The organism is Actinomadura sp. RB99 (assembly GCF_014706005.1).
In the GTDB taxonomy this organism is placed as follows: domain Bacteria; phylum Actinomycetota; class Actinomycetes; order Streptosporangiales; family Streptosporangiaceae; genus Spirillospora.
Window position 1 is genome coordinate 60,242 of sequence record NZ_JABMCA010000016.1, and the last position, 17,556, is coordinate 77,797.

A 17,556-nucleotide genomic window follows, 5' to 3' on the forward strand; every position below is an offset into this window, starting at 1 on the left:
GTGACGCCACGGTCCTCGGTCGAGCCGGTCCCGGCCGGCGAGATCGGCGCGTTCGACCACGAGTGCGACGTGCTCGTGGTCGGGTTCGGCTGCGCGGGCGCGGCGGCGGCCTTCGAGGCGGCCCGCGCCGGCGCGGACGTCCTGGTGCTGGAGCGGGCGAGCGGGCCCGGCGGGTCGTCGGCGCAGTCCGGCGGCGAGCTGTACCTCGGCGGCGGCACCGAGGTGCAGAAGGCCTGCGGCTTCGACGACGACCCCGACAACATGTACGCCTACCTGGTGAAGGCGCTCGGCCCGAACGCCGACACCGCGAAGATCCGGCTGTACTGCGACGGGAGCGTCGAGCACTTCGAGTGGTTCCGCGAGTGCGGCGTCACGTTCAACCCCAGCTTCTACGACGCGCCGACGTGGATGCCGATGTCGGAGGACGGGCTGATGTGGCTGGGCGAGAACGCCTGGCCGTACAACACGGTCGCGCGGCCCGTCCCGCGCGGGCACCGCCCGGCGGCGAGCGGGTTCGGCGGCGCCGTGCTGATGGAGAAGCTGTCGGCGGCGGCGACCGCCGCCGGTGCGGTCACGCACGTCGACACCGTGGCGTCCAACCTCGTCCTGGACGGGGACGGACGCGTCGCCGGGCTCGTCGCGCGCAAGTACGGCGAGCGGGTCACCTACCGGGCGAGGCGCGCGGTGGTGCTCACCACCGGCGGGTTCGTCGACAACGAGGAGATGCTGGCCGACCACGCCCCGGTGCTGCTCGGGCACGGCAAGGTCAGCGACGGCCTCGACGACGGGTCCGGCATCCGGATGGCGGCGGCGGCCGGCGCCGCGACCCGGCGGATGGGCGTGGTCGAGATCGCGCTGACCGCGCTGCCCGCGATGGTGTGCCGCGGCATGCTCGTGGACGGTCTCGGCCGCCGGTTCCTCAACGAGGACGTCTACCCGGGCCACTGGAGCGTCCACGCGGTCCGCGACCAGCCCGGCCCCTACTGGACGATCATCGACGAGGAGGGGTACGAGTCCGTCCCGGAGGCGGACCGGTGGGGCGTCCTGCCGAAGTACGCCGCCGAGACCCTCGCCGAGCTGGAGGAGTCGCTCGGCATGCCGCCCGGCGCGCTGGAGGCGACGGTCGAGACGTACAACCGGCACGCCGCGAAGGGCGAGGACCCCTACTTCCACAAGGACCAGAAGTGGCTGCGGCCGCTGAAGCCCCCGTTCGCGGCGATCGACCCCGGCGCGGGCTTCTTCGGCGGCACCGGCGGGCCGGCGAGCGGCGCGTCCGGGTTCACGCTCGGCGGGCTGCACACCACCGCCGACGGCGAGGTCCTGAACAACTCGGGCGTCCCGGTGCCCGGCCTGTACGCGGCGGGCCGCGCCGCGTCCGGGATGCACGGCGAGGGGTACGTCAGCGGGACGTCCCTGGGCGACGGCACGTTCTTCGGCCGCCGCGCCGGGCGCGCCGCCGCCGCGACGAACGAGGAGAGCGCATGAAGTACGCCGTCCTGCTGCCGGTCGCGGCGGGCGTGACCGCCGATCCCGAGTGGATCGGGGAGTACGTCCGGCACGCCGAGGACTGCGGTTACGAGTCCGTCGGCGCGGTCGAGCACGCGGTGGTGGCGAGCGGCTACTCCTCCGTCTACCCCTACGACGGCTCCGGGAGGATGGAGCTGGCGGACGACCTGGACATCCCCGACCCGCTGGACCTGCTGGCGTTCCTCGCCGGGCGGACCGGCCGGATCGGGCTGGCGACGGGCGTGCTCGTCCTGCCGAACCACCATCCGGTGGTGCTCGCCAAGCGGCTCGCGACGGTCGACGCGCTGTCCGGCGGGCGGCTGCGGCTGGTCGTCGGCATGGGCTGGATGCGCGAGGAGATCGAGGCGTGCGGCGCCGACTTCGACTCGCGCGGCCGCCGCGGCGACGAGCAGCTCCAGGTGCTGCGGAAGCTGTGGGCGGAGACGGGCCCGGAGGGCGCGTCGCACGACGGCGAGTTCTTCCGGTTCGAGGGGGCGATGAGCTACCCGAAGCCGGTGCAGAAGGGCGGCGTGCCGATCCATGTCGGCGGCCACACGAAGGCGGCGGCGCGGCGCGCCGGCCGGTACGGCGACGGCCTCCAGCCGCTCGGCGTCGCCGGCGACGAGCTGCGCGGTCTCGTCGCGCTGATGCGCGAGGAGGCGGAGAGGAACGGCCGGGACCCGGACGCGCTGGAGCTCACGCTCGGCCATTCGCTGTCGGCGGTCACGCCGGAGAAGGCGGAGAGGCTGGCGGGCCTCGGTGCCGGGCGGCTCGTCCTGCGCGGGAACGTGACAACGGACCTGGACGAGGCGAAGGACGAGCTGTCGGCGTGCGCGCAGCGGCTCGGGCTGTCATGACGCTCCCGGCCGGCGACCGGGTCGAGCTCCTCGACCTGGTCGCCCGCTACGCCCTGTACGCCGACCGCCGCGAGATCGACGCGATGGCGGACCTGTTCACCGCCGACGCGGTGCTCGTCCTGCCGTCCGCCCCCGACGTGCTCGACCCGGTCCGCACCTTCACCGGGCGCGCGGAGATCGCCGCGACGCTCGCGGTGCTGGACGGCATCCCGGTCACGTTCCACGCCCTCGTCGGCCAGGTGTTCGACGCCGGGCCCGGACCCGGCACCGCCACCGGGGAGATCGCCTGCGTCGCGCACCACCTGACCGAACGCGGCGACGGCACGACGTCCGACCTGGTGTGGAACTGCCGCTACACCGACGCGTACCGGCGCGACGGCGGGACGTGGCGGATCGCCCGCCGCGAGCAGCGCATCGACTCGATCGAGACCCGGCCCGTCCGGAGGCGCCGCGATGCCTGACGGCACCCGGATCAGCGTGGTCACCGGCGGGGCGCTCGGCATCGGGGGAGCGGTCTCCCGCCGCCTCGCCGCCGGCGGCGACCTCGTCGTCCTCAACGACATCGACGCGGACGCCGCCGAGCGCGCGCGGCGCGACATCGAGGCGGCCGGCGGCCGGTGCGTCACCGTGATCGGCGACATCGTCGAGGACGCCACGGTCGCGGAGGTGACGGCCGCGGCGCTGGCGCACGGGCGCGTGGACGTGCTGGTCAACAACGTCGGCGACTTCCGGCCGGCCGCCCCGTCCTTCCAGGACAGCACGCCGGAGCAGTGGCAGCGGCTCTACGAGCTGAACCTGCTGCACGTCTTCAAGCTCACCCACGCGCTGCTGCCCGCGATGATCGAGCGGGGGGCGGGGAGCATCGTCAACAACTCGACCGTCGAGGCGTTCCGCGGCATCCCGCAGCACCCGGTGTACTCGGCGTTCAACGCGGGCGTGTCGGCGTTCACCCGCAGCCTCGCCGTCGCGGTCGGCCGGCACGGCGTCCGCGTCAACGCGATCGCGCCCGACCTCGCCGACACCGAGCAGACGCCGGTCGCGTGGATGCGGCGCGGCTACGACGAGGGCCTGGAGCACACCTGGGTGCCGCTCGCCCGGTTCGGCGAGCCGGACGACTACGCGGCCGTCGTCGCGTTCCTCGCCTCCGACGACGCCCGCTTCGTCACCGGCCACACGGTCCCGGTCGACGGCGGCACGCTCGCCGCGTCCGGCTGGTTCGTCCGCGCCGACGACCAGGGCTGGACGAACCGCCCCCACCGCGCCTGACCCTTCGGGCGGTACGGGTCCCGGTGAGTGGGACGGGGGGCGAGGGCGGGGCCCGGGGTGGTCGAGCTTGGGGAACGGGAGGGACAGATGGCAGAGGTGCTGGGGGACGACCGGCCGCCCGAGGCGATCACGTTCGCCGAGCTGGTCGCCGCGCGCGCGGACGACGACCGGACGGGCCTGTGGTTCGAGGACCGCTCGTGGACGTGGCGCGAGGTCGTCGCGGAGGCCCGGCTCCGCGCCGGACTCGCGGCGGGCGACGGCAGCGGCGGGCGCGGCGGGCGCGCCGCCGGGCGGGGCGGGCCCCGGCATGTCGGGCTGTTCCTGGAGAACGGGCCCGAGCACCTGTTCTGGCTGCTCGGCGCGGCTCTCGCGGGCCTCCCGGTGGTCGAGCTGAATCCGACGCGGCGCGGCGCCGAGCTGGCCCGCGACATCACGCACACCGACTGCGCGCTGCTGGTCACCGAGACGTCCCGGGCCCCGCTGATCGAGGGCCTCGTCCCGGACCTGCCGGTGCTGACCGTGGACGGCGGCGCCTACACCGAGGCGCTCGCCGCCGCACGTCCCGCCCCGATCGGGCCGGTCGCCCCGGAGACGATCTTCTCGCTGGTGTTCACGTCCGGGACGACGTCCGCGCCGAAGGCGGTGGTCTGCACGCAGGGCCGGCTCGGCCGGATCGCGGTCCAGCAGCGCGACCGGCGCGGGCTCACCCGCGACGACGTGTTCTACGTCGTGATGCCGATGTTCCACTCCAACGCGCTGATGGCCGGGATCGCCCCGGCGGTCGCGACCGGCGGGTGCGTGGCGCTGCGCCGCAGGTTCTCCGCGTCGGGGTTCCTGCCGGACGTCCGCCGCTACGGCGTCACGTTCTTCAACTACGTCGGCAAGCCGCTGAACTACATCCTCGCCGTCCCCGAGAAGCCGGACGACGCGGACAACCCGCTGCGGATCGCGTTCGGCAACGAGGCGGCGCAGCGCGACATCGAGGAGTTCGCGCGCCGCTTCGGCTGCACCGTCATCGACTCCTACGGGTCGAGCGAAGGCGAGATCCGGCTCACCCGCGTCCCGGGCACGCCGCCCGGCTCGCTGGGCGTCGCGGAGGCGGGCACCGTGGTGATGGACCCGGACACGCTGCGCGAATGCCCGCCCGCGAAGTTCGGCCCGCACGGCGAGCTGCTGAACGCCGACGAGGCGATCGGCGAGATCGTCGACATGAAGGGCGCCGGCAAGTTCGAGGGCTACTACAACAACCCCGAGGCGACGGCGAAGCGCGTCCGCAACGGCTGGACCTGGTCGGGCGACCTCGCCTACCGCGACGCCGACGGCTACTGGTACTTCGCCGGCCGCGACAGCGACTGGCTGCGGGTGGACGGCGAGAACTTCGCCGCCGCGCCCGTCGAGCGGCTGCTCGCCCGGTTCGACGCGTTCGCGGACGTCGCCGTCTACGCGGTGCCGGACGAGCACGTGGGCGACCAGGTGATGGCGGCGGTCGCGATGGCGCCGGGGCGCGCGTTCGACCCCGGCGCCTTCGCCGCGTTCCTGGCCGCCCAGCCCGACCTCGGGACGAAGTGGGCGCCGCGCTACGTCCGGATCGTCGCGGAGCTCCCGCGCACCCCGACGAACAAGGTGATCAAGCGTGCGCTGCGGGACGAGGCGTGGGACACCGCCGACCCCGTCTACGAGCGCCGCGACGGCTCCTACGTCAGGCGGTCTCCGGGTAGTCCGCGCCGAGGGTGACGTCGCGCCAGTCCGCGAACTCCGTGCGGAGCCGGTCGAGGCGCGCGTTGGCGACGTCGAACGCGACCCGGCCGAGGAGCAGCCGCAGCGGCGGCTCGTCCGCCTCGACCGCGCCGATGATCGCCCGCGCGGCGCGCACCGGGTCGCCCGGCTGGCTGCCGTAGGTCGCGAGGGTGGAGGTCCGGCGCGCCCCGGCGGTGCCGGCGTAGTCGTCGATCGAGACGGACGACTGCTTCATCGACGGTCCCGACCAGTTCGTCCGGAAGGCTCCCGGTTCGACGATCGTGACGTGGATGCCGAGCGGCCCGACCTCGGCGGCGAGGGACTCCGAGAGCCCCTCGATCGCGAACTTCGTCGCGTGGTAGTAGCCGGTCGCGCCGAACGCGGCGAGCCCGCCGAGCGAGGAGACGTTGACGATGTTGCCGGAGCGGCGCGCGCGCATCCCGGGCAGGACGGCCTTGGTGACGTCCGCGAGCCCGAAGACGTTCGTGTCGAACAGCGCGCGGACCTCGGCGTCCTCGCCCTCCTCGACGGCGGCGAGGTAGCCGTACCCGGCGTTGTTGACGAGCACGTCGATGCGGCCGAACGCGTCCTCCGCGCGCTTGACCGCGGCGGCGATCTGCTCCTTGTCGGTGACGTCGAGGGGGAGCGCGAGCGCGCGGTCCCCGTGGCCCTCGACGATGTCGGCCACGGCCCGCGGGTCGCGGGCGGTGACGGCGGCGCTGTCGCCGCGTTCCAGGACGGTCTCGGCGAGGGCCCGTCCGAGCCCGGTCGAGCAGCCGGTGATGAACCAGACGGTCATTTCTGTACGTCCTTCTTATGCGTGGCTTCCGGCGCTTCCGTTCCGTCCGAGGCGCTGCCGGCGGCGAGGCTGCCGAGCAGGGCCAGCGCCTCCTCGGACGCGCTGCCCGGTGCGGCCTGGTAGACGACGAGCTGCTGCCCCGGGGCGCTGTTCACGGTCAGCGACTCGTAGGTCAGCGTCAGCTCGCCGACGAGCGGATGCTGGAAGCGCTTCGTCTCGTGCGTCTTCTGGCGGATGTCGTGGCGGGCCCACAGCCGGCGGAACTCGGCGCTCTTCACCGACAGCTCGCCGACCGTCTCGACCAATGCGGGGTCGTCCGGGTCGAGCCCGGCGGACGCCCGCAGCCCGGCGACGGTGTTGACGGCGACCCGGTCCCACTCGGGGTAGAAGTCCCGCCCGCCGGGGTCGAGGAACACCAGCCGGACCAGGTCGCCGCTGTACGCGTGGCCGTCGAACAGGGCCTTGCCGAGCGGGTTGTGGGCGAGGACGGTGAGCGTGCGGCCGAGCACGACCGCCGGGGTGTTCGGCCAGGCGTGCAGCATCTGCAGCAGGTTCGGGCTGACCCGCTCCCTGCGCGGCGCGCGGCGTCCCCTGGTCTGCGGTCGCGCGAGCTCGTGCAGGTGCGCGGCCGCGTCCTCCTCCAGGTTCAGCGCGCGCGCCAGCGCCTCGACGACCTGCGCCGACGGGTTCCGCTCGCGGCCCTGTTCGAGCCGCACGTAGTAGTCGGCGCTGACCCCGGCCAGCTGCGCGACCTCCTCGCGCCGCAGCCCAGCGACCCGCCGCCGCGGCCCCGGCTCGATGCCCGCGTCCTCCGGCGGGACGAGCCCGCGCCGCGCCCGCAGGAACTCGCCGAGTGCGTTCTCCCTGTCCATGCCTTCGAGGCTAGGCGCGGCGGGGCGGGCCCGGGCCCGTCAAGGTGGCCCCGCCGCACCCACCCTCACGCGGTCGGCAGGCCCTCCCGCTCGGCGATCACGCCGAGCGCCTCGTGCAGGGCGGCGCGCCGGTCCCCGCCGAGGTCGGCGGCGATCTCCTCGTCCACCTCCCGCGCCGCCTCCGCGCACCTGCGCAGCAGCTCGCGGCCGTGGCCGGTCAGCGTGAGGAGCTGCCGCCGCCGGTCGGCGGGGTCGCGGCGCCGCTCGATCGCGCCCAGCCCCACCAGGTGGTCGGCCAGCGCGACGACCAGGCTCGGCGCGACGCGCATCCGGGCGGCGAGGTCCTGCTGCGACGCGGCGACGCCGGCCTCCAGCGCCGCCATCAGGCCGGCGTGCTTCGGCTTCAGGTCGTGGGCGGCGATCCGCGCGGCGAACCGGTCGCCGTAGATCGCGCCGAGCGTCGCGAGCCGGAACGCCACCGTCGAGGGCAGGCCGCCGGCATCGCTCATGCCCCGATGCTACTCGCCGTGAATCATTCTCCGGCTGAACCGTCCGGGTGCTCGGCGCAGAGGCAGCCGACGCCCCTCTCGATCCACTCCCGGCCGGCCCATTCGGGGTGCCGCTCGATCATCAGCGCCCGGACCTCCTCGGCGATCTCCTCCTCGCCCGCCGCGGAGTCCCGGCGGGCCCAGGTCTCGTCGCGCAGCAGTTCCAGGTAGTCGCGGACGTCCGCGAGCAGCCCCGGGCCGCCGATGTCCCCGTGCCCGGGGACCACCACGCGCGGCGCCCGCTCCGCCAGCCGCCGCATCACCGCGATCCAGCGGGTCCCGGAGACGTCGGTGTCGTGCGGCGGGAACCACGGGAAGATCGCGAACTGGCCGGCCTCGGCGAGGTCCCCGGTGAACATCACGCCGGCGTCCGGGACCGTCACCACCTGGTCGCCCCGACTGTGCGCCCGGCCCGTCGCCCGCAGCCGCACCACCCGCCCGCCGAGGTCGAGATCGTGCGCCTCGCCGTAGACGGTGTCGGGCGCGCGAAGCTCGACGCCTTCGAGCTGCCGGGCGACCGGCGCGCCGAGCCCGCGGAACATGTGCAGGTAGCCGTCGCCCTTGGCGGCGAGATCCTCCGCCTGCGCGGCGTTGACCAGGTACGTCGCCTCCTCGGCGAACGCCTGCGCGCCGAACGCGTGCTCGGGGTGGAAATGCGTCGTCGTCAGGTACAGCCTGCGGCCCTTGGCGTACTCGTCGGCGAACCTCAGCACCGCCTCGGCGTTGCGCGGCCCCATCCCCGTCTCGACGACCAGCACGGAATGCGCGCCGCCGATGACGCCGACGTTCGGCACCAGCTCCACGCCGCGGTTCGGGATCACCACGAGGTCGTCGGCGACCTCCAGCGCTCCGGCGACGTCCACGATCGGGTCGGGCCCCGTGTACTCCAGTGCTTCAGGCATGGCGTCACTCCTCGTCTCAGGAGCCTCCAGTGCATCGCCGGGGCGTCGCGGGCGTCCAACACCGGTTCCGTTCGCCCGATACCGTCCGGATATCGTCGCCGGTGATGGACCTACGCTCGCTGCGCTACTTCGTGGCCGTCGCCGAGGAACGCCACTTCGGGCGCGCCGCCGCGCGGCTGCACATGACGCAGCCGCCGCTGAGCCGGGCCATCAGGCGGCTGGAGACCGACCTCGGGGCCGTCCTGCTGGAGCGCTCGCCGTCCGGGGTCGCGCTGACCGCCGCCGGGACGGTCCTCTACGACGAGGCGCGCCTGCTGTTGGAGCAGGCCGGCCACCTGCGCGCCCGCGTCGCCGCCGCGACCGGCGCCGCCACGCTGACGATCGGCACGCTCGCCGACAGCGCGCAGCAGGCGGGCACCCGGCTCGCCGCCGCGTTCCGCCGCCGCCACCCCGGCGTCGACGTCCGCGTCCGCGAGGCCGACCTCACCGACCCCACCACCGGCCTGCGGGCCGGGCTCGTCGACGTCGCGCTCACCCGGACGCCCTTCGACACCACTGGCATCACCGTCCACGAGCTGCGCGCCGACCCCGTCGGGGTGGTGCTGCGCGCGGACGATCCGCTCGCGGGCCGCGGCACCCTGCGGCTGGACGACCTCGCCGGCCGCCGATGGTTCCGGTTCCCGGACGGGACCGACCCGTTGTGGGCCGCCTACTGGACCGGCCCATCCGATGGTCCGGCGGTGGACGGCCCCGTGGTGCGGACCGTCAACGAGTGCCTGCAGGCCGTCCTGTGGAGCGGGACGATCGGGCTGGGCCCGCTCGCCGACGAGCTGCCCGAGGGCCTCGTCTCCGTCCCCGTGACCGACATGCCGCTGAGCCGGCTGGTCGTCGCCTGGGCGGGGGAGAACCCCGGCCCCCTCATTCGCTCTTTCGCGCAGATCGCCGTCGCCCTCCTCCGCTCCGACGCCTCGTAGCGCCCATCAGGGCCGGCGGCCCGGCGGCGGCTCCGCGCCGAACACCCAGGGCGCGAGGACGACCTGCCACCCGTCCGGATCCTGGAACACGACCGCCCCGTGCTCCGACCAGTACGGGTTCTCCGGCGCGACCGGCCGGTGCCCGTGCCCGGTCAGGCGGGCCGCCGCCGCGTCCCGCGCCCCGGCGCCCCGGAGATAGAGGACGAGCTGGTTCTCCGGGTGCGGCTCCGGGATCCGGGGCGGCGCGCCGCTCTGCGTGATCTCCATGTGCACGGGCGTCCCCGGCAGGCCGAACACCGCCCCGTCGTACCCGGCGTGGTCCCGCCATTCGGCCAGCACCGGCAGGCCCAGCACGTCCCGGTAGAACGCGAGGACCTCCTCGAAGCGCGCCGTCGGCCGCGCGAACCGCACGGCCCCGACGTCCAGGTGCTCAGGCCACATCGTCCAGGCCCTCGTCCGATACCAAGAGGACGACCTTGCCCCGGCCGTGGCCGGTGGCGACCTCGCGGTGCGCGTCCGCCGCGCGGTCGAGGGGGAACGCCGCGCGCAGGTGCAGGCGCAGCCGCCCCTCCGCGTAGAAGCGCGCGGCCTCCGCGACGCGCGCCGACGACCGCTTGTCCGGGGTGACGCGCACGCCGAGCTCGGCGGCCCGCGCGTGCTCGACCAGCGTGATGATCCGGTTCCGGTCCCGGACGAGCTTCAGCGACACCTCCAGCGCGCCGCCGCCCGCCCCGTCGAGCGCGGCGTCCACCCCGCCGGGCGCCGCCTCCCGGACGCGCTCCTCCAGGCCGTCCCCGTAGGCGACCGGGACGGCGCCGAGCGAGCGCAGGTAGTCGTGGTTGGCCTCGCTCGCCGTGCCGACGACGGTCGCGCCGGCGATCCGCGCGAGCTGGACGGCGACCGCCCCGACCCCGCCCGCCGCCGCGTGGACGAGCAGGGTGTCGCCGGCGCCGACGCCCATCTCCTCCAGCGCGATGTGCGGCGTCATCACCGCCGCCGGGAACGCGCCCGCCACCTCCCACGGCATGCTCGCGGGCTTGGCCGTCACCGCCGCGGCCGGGACGACGACGTACTCCGCGTAGGCGTTGAGCCGGCAGTTGCCCATCACCTCGTCGCCCGGTTGAAAGCCCGCGACCCCGTCGCCGACCTGGTCGACCGTGCCCGCGAACTCGTTGCCCGGCACGCGCGGGAACCCCTCCGGCGTCCCCGGCGGCGTCCATCCCTCCCGGACGGCCAGGTCGAACGGCTGCACTCCCGCGGCCCGGACCCGGACCCGGACCTCGCCGGGCCCCGCCTCGGGCGCCGCGATCTCCATCGGCCTCAGCACGTCCGGTCCGCCCGGCTCGCTGAACCCCGCGACCCGCATGATTCCTCCCCAGAGTCGATCACGCAGCACGCTAGGACCTCGACCAAGGTCGAGGTCAACTCCGCCGCCCCGCCGAAAAGTGATGCCCGATTCGCTCGGTCACGTACGGATTTGTCATATCTCACTAGGATGCTGGCGTGCACGACGATCAAGACGGCCTTCCGGCCGCCGGCACCGAGGCCCTCGACCTGGCGACCGCGCCGCTGCGGCCGCTGCCCGACGACCCCGCGGGCGGCGACGAACCGGAACCGGAGGCGCCCGCCGGAGCGGCCGCCGAGGAGGCCGGGCCCGGGATCTGCCAGCACTGCGCGCGCCCGCTCCCGCCCGGCGCGTCCCGGTTCTGCAGCGACGCGCACCGCGAGGCGCACGCGCGGGAGGCCGAGCGGCGCGACGCCGCCGGGACCGCGGCCCTGCGCACCTTCGGCGACGACGTCGAACGGCTCGGCGACATGGTCGTCGAGCTGGTCAAGGCCGCCGCCGCGCTCGGCGAACGGCTCGACGGGGAGGTCCGCGGCGCGATCGACGGCGCCGAGGAGGCGCTCGCCGAGGCGCGCGCCGAGCGCACCGCCGCCGCGGCGGCCGACGCCCGCACCCGCGAGGCCGAGGCCCGTGCCGAGGCCGCACGCGCGGAGGCCGCCGCCGCGATCGAGGAACTCCAGAAGGGCATGGCCGCCGCGAAGGCCAGCGTCGCCGCCGCGCAGGAGAGCGAGGCCGGCGCCTGGAAGGAGGCCGGCGCCGCCCAGCAGGCCCGCGCCACCGCCGCCAACGAGGCCGCCCAGGCCGACGGGCTCCGCAAGCACGCCGAGGCCGCGTGGAGGACCGAGCACCAGGCCCGCACCGACGCCGAGAACGAGCGCGACGCCCTCGCCGGCCGCCTCGCGGGCGAGCAGACCGCGCTCGCCACCGCGCACGCCGAGCTGAAGGAGGCCCGCGCCGAGCTCGACGAGGCGCGCTCCCGGCTCGACGCCGCCGCCGAGACCGAGCGGCGGCTGCGCGAGGAGCTGACCGCCGCGCAGGCCGAGGCCGCCCGCCTCACCGCCGAGCGCGAGTCCGCGACGGCCCGCGCCGACGAGCAGGCCGCGCGCGCCGACCGCGCCGAGAGGCTCGCCGACGAGACCGCCGCCCGCGCGGAGGGCGCCGACGCCCGCATCGAGCGGGCCGAGCGGCGCGCCGAGATCGCCGCCGAACGCGCGGACCGGGACGCCGCCACCGTCCGCTCCCTCCAGGGCACGCTGCGCGCGGCCCTCGACCTCCCGGCCGTCGAGGAGCTCGGCGAGGGCCAGGGGGTCAAGGTCGGCGAGGCCGGCGCGGTCATCGCCAGGCCCGGCGGGCTGATCGGCGTCGAGCAGGTCCCGGACGTCCTCGACAGCGAGCTCGCCGCCCGGTTCGCGCGCGCCGTGCTGGCCGTCCGCGTCCACCAGGCCACCCAGCGGGCCCTGCAGGACACCGCCGCCGAGCCCTCTGAGGCGGACGACGGCGACGGGCCGTAGCGCGCCGTCCCCCGAAGGCCCGGTCGCGGGAAACCGACGTCACCCATGTCGGCGTCGGGAACCCGCCAGCCCGGCTCCGGCGCCGCCTGTTGGCTGTGACGCGTCCCGCGCTCCCGACCCCAGGACGGCACCGATGCGCACGGCCACTCCTCCGGCCACCGGCCGGATCGCCCCTCCCTCGTCCGGCTGGCCCGCGGTCCTCGCGGTCACGACCGGCATCTTCGCCATCGTCACCACCGAGATCCTGCCGATCGGCCTGCTGACCCCGATCGGGAGGGACTTCACCGTCTCCGACGGCACGGCCGGGCTGATGATGGCGATGCCCGGCTATGTCGCGGCCGCCGCCGCACCCGCCGTCACCGTCGCGACCGCGGGCGTCGACCGCCGCCGGATGCTGTGCGCCTTCATGTTCCTGCTGGCGTCCGCGAACGCCATCGCCGCCGCGGCACCCGCGTACTGGGCGGTGCTGCTGTCCAGGGTCCTCGTCGGGATCGTCATCGGCGGCTTCTGGTCGATCGGCGCCGGACTGGCCGGCCGGCTCGCCCGGTCGGCGCGCAGGGCCACCGCGGTCGTGTTCTCGGCCGTCCCGTTGGGGTCGGTCGTCGGCGTGCCGCTGGGCACGCTGATCGGTGACCTCGCCGGATGGCGGGCCGGGTTCCTCATGCCGGGCCTGCTGTCGGCCGGGGTGCTGGTCGCGCTCGTCCTGCTGCTGCCGCCGCTGCCCGCCGAACGGGCCGCGCGCCTCGGCGTGCTGCGCGGCATGCTCCGCGGCACCGGAACCCGGTCCGCCCTGCTGCTGACCTTCCTCATCGTCCTCGCGCACTTCGGCGCCTACACCTATGTGACGCCGTTCCTGGAAGGCGTCACGGACGTGCCGCCGGCGCGGATCACGCTCTTCCTGCTCGCGTACGGCGCCGCCGGGGTCGCGGGCACCTTCCTCGCGGGCACGGCCGCCGCCCGCCGCCCGCACGCCGCGTTCGGGGCCGCCGGAGCCCTGATCGCCGTCGCCGTCCTGGCGCTGCCGTTCCTGGGGCGCGCGGAACCGGGCGCCCTCGCGCTGCTCGTCGTCTGGGGGATCGGCTACGGCGCCGTCCCGGTCTGCTCGCAGGCGTGCTTCGCCCGATCGGCCCCGGAGAGTCCGGAGGCGGCCTCGGTCCTGTTCACGGCGTCGTTCCAGGCGACCCTGTCGAGCGGCGCCCTGGTCGGAGGCGCCGTCCTGGACCACACGTCCGCGCGGACGGTCATGCTGCTCGGCGGCGCGACCGCCGCCGTCATGGCCGCGACCACCGTCCTGCTCGGGCGCCTGACCGGCGGCGAGGAGAAAAGCGGGGAAATATCCCCCGCTTAGGGTTGCCGGGCGGTGGGATGCGTGCCACGCTCAAGTGGGGAACGATTCCCCGGTTCGGCGCGGCGCGGCTGCGGCGCCCGATCCCTTGCAGCGAAGGAGCGGTGATGGCCTCCGTCGAACTCCCGCCGAAGCTGGCACGGATGAGCCGCGGCCCGCTCCGGTTGCTCGGATGGGGCGTCCCGATGGGGCCGCTGGTCCTGCTATGCACCCGCGGCAGGCGCAGCGGCCTGCCCCGCACCGCGCCGGTCGCGCTGCTGAAGTTCGAAGGGCGGCAGTGGCTCGTCTCGCCGTTCGGCGACACCCACTGGGTCCGCAACGCGCGCGCGGACGGCCGGGCGCGCCTCGGCCGCGGGCGGCGGCTCCGGCCGGTGCGCCTCACCGAGGTCGACGACGACCGCGCGCCCCGCGTGCTGCGCGCCTACCGGCGCAAGTTCCGGATCGTCCCGTTCGTGCGGGACGCCTTCGAGAGGCGGGAGGACCACCCGGTGTTCCTCGTCGAACCGGAGCCCTGATCAGCCGCCGTCCTGCCGCGCCCCCGCTACTCGCCGTCGTAGACGAGGAGGCCGTCGGGGCGGAGGCGGGCGCCGGACGTCGGCGGATGCCCGGTGAGCCGGCCGTCGTGGGCGAGGTGCAGCACCGGCCGGTCGCGGGCCAGGACGGCGAAGTCGGCGATGAGCCGCCGGTGGCAGCGCCACCAGACCGACTCGCTGCACATCACGGCCGTGGACGTCTCGTCGGCCTCCGGCAGCAGCTCGTCCATGGCGGCCACGAACTCCGGGTCGCGGGTGTGCCCCGCGTAGCCGCGGAACGAGTCGTTCCGCCAGAACGTGTCGGGCGAGTCCGGCGCGGCCTTCCGGAAGCCGCCGAGCCGCTTCTCCCACCGGTAGCCGATCCCCTCCGCGGGCAGCCACTCACGCAGCGCGTCGCGCTGCACGTCCGGGTTGCGGCGGCTGCCGGGCGCGGTCCGGACGTCCACCACGGACCGCACCCCGGCGCCGTGCAGCAGGCGCGCCAGCTCCTCCCGCCCCGCCGTCCCGTGCCCGAACGTCAGCAATGGCCGCTTCTCATCCACACTCCAGGATGAGCACATGCCGCGAAGCCCCCGGCACAGGGGCCCTGATCAGAGGGGCGGAGGCGAAGGTCACGTGTGGTTCGCGACGGTCTTCAGGGCGTAGAGGAGTTCGGACGCCGTGACGTCGTCCAGCTCGGCGAACGTGGCCTCCGACTTGTCGCCGCCATAGTCGAAGGCGTCGTGGTCGGTGATCCAGACCCCTTCCAGCGTCTGCTCCTCCAGGCCCGCCGGGGACGTGGCGAGGAATCCCGGGTAGACGTCCAGGACGACCGTGTGCCCGGTCGGCGAGTCGAGGCGCATCGTGCTCTGCACGCCCCCGTCCCCGGACGGGCCGCGGCGCCAGCCCTCGCGTTCCAGCCTCAGCAGCGCGCCGACGCCGACCCGCGTCCCGGTGAAGCGCTCGATGCGGTCGCTCGCGCGCTCCCGCTCGGTGAGCGCGCCGACCGGCCTGCCGAGCTGCGGGAACGGCTGGAGGATCTCGTAGTCGGCGAACAGCTCGCTCCACGCGGCGACGGTCTCGCCGAGCCGCAGCGGGTGCGCGACGAGGACGGCCCCCGAGTCGGGCAGGGCGAGGGCCTCGTCGTCCACGCCGGCGAAGGAGCGGTCCTCGGCGACACGGAACGCGGTGGCCGCGCCGTCCTCGTCCTCGGACAGCCAGACCAGGCGCCGGGCGAGGTGGCACGCGAGCGGATGCTCGGCGAAGAACCGGCGGAAGTCGGGGACGCTCCACCGGCGCTGCCGCGCCATCGCCCGCTCCATCCGCCGGACCAGGTCGGACGCGGCGCTCCGGACGTCCTTCTTCAGCCCGGCGAACGCCCGCCCGGCGGCCTCCGCGAGCTCGGGGTCGTCCTTCGCGCCCGGCTTCGGCAGCGACTTGCGCAGCCTGCCGGTGTCGTCGAACACGACGGGACGGAGCTGCTCGTCGAAGCCCACCCGGAAGGAGCGCGGCCCGAAGTCGAGCGTCATGCCGCCCGAGGCGTCCAGCCCGAAGTCGGGGACCATCCGGTCGGCGAGCTGGTCCAGGGTGAGGCCGCGCGCCTCCGCGACCTGGGTGAGCAGCTTGCCCGCCTTGTTCTTCAGCCGCTTGGGCCGGGCCTTGTCGGCGACGAGGTGGAGTTGCAGGAGGGCGACGTCCGAACCGGAGGCGGCGAGCACGTCGAGACCGTTCAGCGGCATCCTGATGTGGGACTGGCCGGTGGCGGCGCGCGCCAGCGCGCCGAGACGGCGCATCGTCTCGTCGTCGCCGGTCCAGCAGAGCTGCGCCCAGACCGCCCGCGACTCCTCCCCGATGGAGCGGCCGAGTTCGAACAGCGCCCATCCGAACCGCGCGAGGGACACCGGGTCGAGCGCGTCCATCGCCTCCCGCAGCGGCGCGGTCGGAGGACGCTTCGGGGTCGCCTTGCCGAGCGCCGCGAGCAGGTTCGCGGTCGCCGCCTCCGGCAGCGCGTCCTCGCGGCCCCGCATGAGGATCTGCGGGAGCAGGGCGGTCGGGGCCCAGGGCAGGGCGCCGTCCTTCGCGGGCTTCCGGAGCGCCTTCGGGACGGCGCTCTCGGGCGCCTCCGGCAGCCGCGCCGCCTCGACGGCCTCGACCGCCGCACGGGCGCGGGCGTCCGGTGCCCGCGCCTCCAGCCCGGGATGAGCCCGTAGGTGCGCGCTGAGCAGCCGTCTCGCCTGGTCGGACTCCCCGGCGCGCTCCGCGAGGAGGCGGACCGCCCGGACCGGGAAGCGCTCGATCATCGCCGTCAGGGCGGCCAGCCCGCCCGGCCGGGCGGTGTCGCCCGCCACGAGCGCGAACGCCTCGTCGCTCGGCAGCAGCGACAGCACCTGGAAGATCGCCTTGCGCGCGCGGGCGTTGAACCCCGACCCGTGGATGATGTCGCGCACCTCCCAGTCGGTGTCCTTGAGCGCGGTGGCCAGGTGCCGGGCGAGCGTCGGCCCGACCCCCTCCGCCGCCGTGAGCAGGACGTCCAGGCCGACCTCGTTGTCGCCGAACCTCACCCGGTTCGCGCCGTGCAGCCGGGCGAGTTGCCGCGCCGACCCGAGCGAGCACCAGAGCAGCTTCGACGCGTCGGTCTCCGGCTCGGGCCGTTCCCGGACGCATTCGTCCACCCATTCCTCCTGGTCGGGAACCAGGAAGGCGACCACCAGGCGCTGCGGCCGCGCGGCGCGGTGCCCGGCGAGCGCCGCGACGGCGGCGGCGTGGTCGGCCTCGTCCGCGACCGCCAGCAGCGCGCGCGTCCGCCGCCCGGCCGGGCCCGTCGCCCACGGCAGCCGGTGCTCCGACCAGCCGCGGGCCTCCAGGACGTGGTCGCCGCTCAGCTCGTCCCGGCCGATGGCGAGGCCGTCCGCCTCCGCGCCGGCGCGGGCCGCGAAGGCGAGCCCGTGCGCGACCGCCCACGCGTCGACCCAGGGCACGGCGTTCTCGACGGACCACGCGGCGATCCAGTGGTCGTGGTCCTCGCCCCGGGACACGTGCGTCTCGACGAGGGCGACGGCGGCGGCGCCGCGCGGGTCCGGCTCGCCGTCCAGGTACGCCCGCGCCGCCCGGGCCGCGCCGGGGTCGCTGCCCAGGTGGCCCAGCATCCGGTCGACGGCGGCGCGGTTCCCGGCCAGCCGGTCGGCGATCCGTCCCGCGGCGGCCGGATCGACCGCCGGCGGCGGGCTCGGCACCGCCCCGCCGCGCCTGATCAGCAGTTCCGTGCGCAGCGCCGCGGGGATGGTGAGGACGTCCTCGTCGCCGGCCTCGGGGGGATGATCATTCATGCGGCCACGCTAGACGCCCCCGCCGACACCCAGGACCGCCTTCCCCTACCTCGTTG

17 protein-coding genes are annotated in these 17,556 nt (G+C 75.4%); 9 read left to right on the forward strand and 8 right to left on the reverse strand.

What is annotated here, in order from left to right; genetic code table 11:
* From amrb99_RS17115 to amrb99_RS17135, 5 genes are all read left to right on the forward strand, one after another.
* Positions 1–1,485: an FAD-binding protein gene (locus tag amrb99_RS17115; protein WP_190856975.1), complete on the forward strand. Its 1,485-nt coding sequence runs from the start codon at positions 1–3 to the stop codon at positions 1,483–1,485.
* Positions 1,482–2,363 (forward strand): LLM class F420-dependent oxidoreductase, encoded by an 882-nt coding sequence (locus amrb99_RS17120; RefSeq protein ID WP_190856976.1) that lies wholly within the window; start codon positions 1,482–1,484, stop codon positions 2,361–2,363. Before amrb99_RS17115 ends, amrb99_RS17120 begins: the two co-directional genes overlap by 4 nt.
* Positions 2,360–2,824: a nuclear transport factor 2 family protein gene (locus amrb99_RS17125; RefSeq protein WP_190856977.1), complete on the forward strand. Its 465-nt coding sequence runs from the start codon at positions 2,360–2,362 to the stop codon at positions 2,822–2,824. The genes amrb99_RS17120 and amrb99_RS17125 overlap by 4 nt, the downstream gene beginning before the upstream one ends.
* The gene (locus tag amrb99_RS17130; RefSeq protein WP_190856978.1) at positions 2,817–3,629 is read left to right on the forward strand and encodes an SDR family NAD(P)-dependent oxidoreductase; all 813 of its coding nucleotides are present in this window, start codon (positions 2,817–2,819) and stop codon (positions 3,627–3,629) included. The genes amrb99_RS17125 and amrb99_RS17130 overlap by 8 nt, the downstream gene beginning before the upstream one ends.
* Positions 3,630–3,716: 87 nt before the next feature.
* On the forward strand, positions 3,717–5,363 hold the full coding sequence (locus amrb99_RS17135; protein ID WP_190856979.1) for an AMP-binding protein: 1,647 nt from the start codon (positions 3,717–3,719) through the stop codon (positions 5,361–5,363).
* On the opposite strand, the gene amrb99_RS17140 is transcribed toward amrb99_RS17135, so the two are convergent.
* From amrb99_RS17140 to amrb99_RS17155, 4 genes are all read right to left on the reverse strand, one after another.
* The gene (locus amrb99_RS17140) at positions 5,329–6,165 is read right to left on the reverse strand and encodes an oxidoreductase (RefSeq protein ID WP_190856980.1); all 837 of its coding nucleotides are present in this window, start codon (positions 6,163–6,165) and stop codon (positions 5,329–5,331) included. The genes amrb99_RS17135 and amrb99_RS17140 overlap by 35 nt on opposite strands.
* On the reverse strand, positions 6,162–7,037 hold the full coding sequence (locus amrb99_RS17145; RefSeq protein WP_190856981.1) for a helix-turn-helix transcriptional regulator: 876 nt from the start codon (positions 7,035–7,037) through the stop codon (positions 6,162–6,164). Before amrb99_RS17145 ends, amrb99_RS17140 begins: the two co-directional genes overlap by 4 nt.
* A gap of 65 nt (positions 7,038–7,102) precedes the next feature.
* A complete protein-coding gene (locus tag amrb99_RS17150; protein ID WP_190856982.1) occupies positions 7,103–7,546 on the reverse strand; it encodes a MarR family winged helix-turn-helix transcriptional regulator in 444 nt (147 codons plus the stop codon).
* 23 nt (positions 7,547–7,569) lie between these two features.
* Positions 7,570–8,487 carry an MBL fold metallo-hydrolase gene (locus amrb99_RS17155; protein WP_190856983.1) on the reverse strand — a complete coding sequence of 306 codons (918 nt, stop codon included), beginning with the start codon at positions 8,485–8,487 and terminating at the stop codon, positions 7,570–7,572.
* Between the two features lie 104 nt (positions 8,488–8,591).
* On the opposite strand from amrb99_RS17155, the gene amrb99_RS17160 reads away from it, so the two are divergent.
* Positions 8,592–9,461 carry a LysR family transcriptional regulator gene (locus amrb99_RS17160; RefSeq protein ID WP_190856984.1) on the forward strand — a complete coding sequence of 290 codons (870 nt, stop codon included), beginning with the start codon at positions 8,592–8,594 and terminating at the stop codon, positions 9,459–9,461.
* 6 nt (positions 9,462–9,467) lie between these two features.
* Here the strand turns inward: amrb99_RS17160 and amrb99_RS17165 are convergent, their stop codons facing one another.
* Together amrb99_RS17165 and amrb99_RS17170 are read right to left on the reverse strand one after the other, a co-directional pair.
* Positions 9,468–9,902 (reverse strand): VOC family protein, encoded by a 435-nt coding sequence (locus tag amrb99_RS17165; protein ID WP_190856985.1) that lies wholly within the window; start codon positions 9,900–9,902, stop codon positions 9,468–9,470.
* Positions 9,892–10,827 carry an NADP-dependent oxidoreductase gene (locus amrb99_RS17170; RefSeq protein ID WP_190856986.1) on the reverse strand — a complete coding sequence of 312 codons (936 nt, stop codon included), beginning with the start codon at positions 10,825–10,827 and terminating at the stop codon, positions 9,892–9,894. The genes amrb99_RS17165 and amrb99_RS17170 overlap by 11 nt, the downstream gene beginning before the upstream one ends.
* A gap of 137 nt (positions 10,828–10,964) precedes the next feature.
* Here amrb99_RS17170 and amrb99_RS52455 point away from each other — a divergent pair, with 137 nt between their 5' ends.
* The 3 genes from amrb99_RS52455 (at position 10,965) to amrb99_RS17185 (ending at position 14,177) form a co-directional block, all read left to right on the forward strand.
* Positions 10,965–12,317, forward strand: a complete 1,353-nt coding sequence (locus amrb99_RS52455) for a hypothetical protein (RefSeq protein ID WP_190856987.1) — start codon at positions 10,965–10,967, stop codon at positions 12,315–12,317.
* 133 nt (positions 12,318–12,450) lie between these two features.
* Positions 12,451–13,665: an MFS transporter gene (locus amrb99_RS17180; protein WP_190856988.1), complete on the forward strand. Its 1,215-nt coding sequence runs from the start codon at positions 12,451–12,453 to the stop codon at positions 13,663–13,665.
* 104 nt (positions 13,666–13,769) lie between these two features.
* Positions 13,770–14,177: a nitroreductase family deazaflavin-dependent oxidoreductase gene (locus amrb99_RS17185; RefSeq protein WP_190856989.1), complete on the forward strand. Its 408-nt coding sequence runs from the start codon at positions 13,770–13,772 to the stop codon at positions 14,175–14,177.
* Positions 14,178–14,203: 26 nt separating this feature from the next.
* Here the strand turns inward: amrb99_RS17185 and amrb99_RS17190 are convergent, their stop codons facing one another.
* Both amrb99_RS17190 and amrb99_RS17195 read right to left on the reverse strand, forming a co-directional pair.
* The gene (locus tag amrb99_RS17190) at positions 14,204–14,719 is read right to left on the reverse strand and encodes a DUF488 domain-containing protein (protein ID WP_206699975.1); all 516 of its coding nucleotides are present in this window, start codon (positions 14,717–14,719) and stop codon (positions 14,204–14,206) included.
* Positions 14,720–14,806: 87 nt separating this feature from the next.
* Positions 14,807–17,500: a DUF4132 domain-containing protein gene (locus amrb99_RS17195; protein WP_190856991.1), complete on the reverse strand. Its 2,694-nt coding sequence runs from the start codon at positions 17,498–17,500 to the stop codon at positions 14,807–14,809.
* Between the last annotated feature and the right edge of the window lie 56 nt (positions 17,501–17,556).

Coding starts and splice junctions, on each gene's coding strand:
- amrb99_RS17135 (WP_190856979.1), top strand. CDS start 3,717: ATGGCAGAGGTGCTGGGGGACGACCGGCCGCCCGAGGCGATCACGTTC.
- amrb99_RS17195 (WP_190856991.1), bottom strand. CDS start 17,500: ATGAATGATCATCCCCCCGAGGCCGGCGACGAGGACGTCCTCACCATC.
- amrb99_RS17170 (WP_190856986.1), bottom strand. CDS start 10,827: ATGCGGGTCGCGGGGTTCAGCGAGCCGGGCGGACCGGACGTGCTGAGG.
- amrb99_RS17180 (WP_190856988.1), top strand. CDS start 12,451: ATGCGCACGGCCACTCCTCCGGCCACCGGCCGGATCGCCCCTCCCTCG.
- amrb99_RS17150 (WP_190856982.1), bottom strand. CDS start 7,546: ATGAGCGATGCCGGCGGCCTGCCCTCGACGGTGGCGTTCCGGCTCGCG.
- amrb99_RS17145 (WP_190856981.1), bottom strand. CDS start 7,037: ATGGACAGGGAGAACGCACTCGGCGAGTTCCTGCGGGCGCGGCGCGGG.
- amrb99_RS17160 (WP_190856984.1), top strand. CDS start 8,592: ATGGACCTACGCTCGCTGCGCTACTTCGTGGCCGTCGCCGAGGAACGC.
- amrb99_RS17120 (WP_190856976.1), top strand. CDS start 1,482: ATGAAGTACGCCGTCCTGCTGCCGGTCGCGGCGGGCGTGACCGCCGAT.
- amrb99_RS17130 (WP_190856978.1), top strand. CDS start 2,817: ATGCCTGACGGCACCCGGATCAGCGTGGTCACCGGCGGGGCGCTCGGC.
- amrb99_RS17125 (WP_190856977.1), top strand. CDS start 2,360: ATGACGCTCCCGGCCGGCGACCGGGTCGAGCTCCTCGACCTGGTCGCC.
- amrb99_RS17155 (WP_190856983.1), bottom strand. CDS start 8,487: ATGCCTGAAGCACTGGAGTACACGGGGCCCGACCCGATCGTGGACGTC.
- amrb99_RS17185 (WP_190856989.1), top strand. CDS start 13,770: ATGGCCTCCGTCGAACTCCCGCCGAAGCTGGCACGGATGAGCCGCGGC.
- amrb99_RS17140 (WP_190856980.1), bottom strand. CDS start 6,165: ATGACCGTCTGGTTCATCACCGGCTGCTCGACCGGGCTCGGACGGGCC.
- amrb99_RS17165 (WP_190856985.1), bottom strand. CDS start 9,902: ATGTGGCCTGAGCACCTGGACGTCGGGGCCGTGCGGTTCGCGCGGCCG.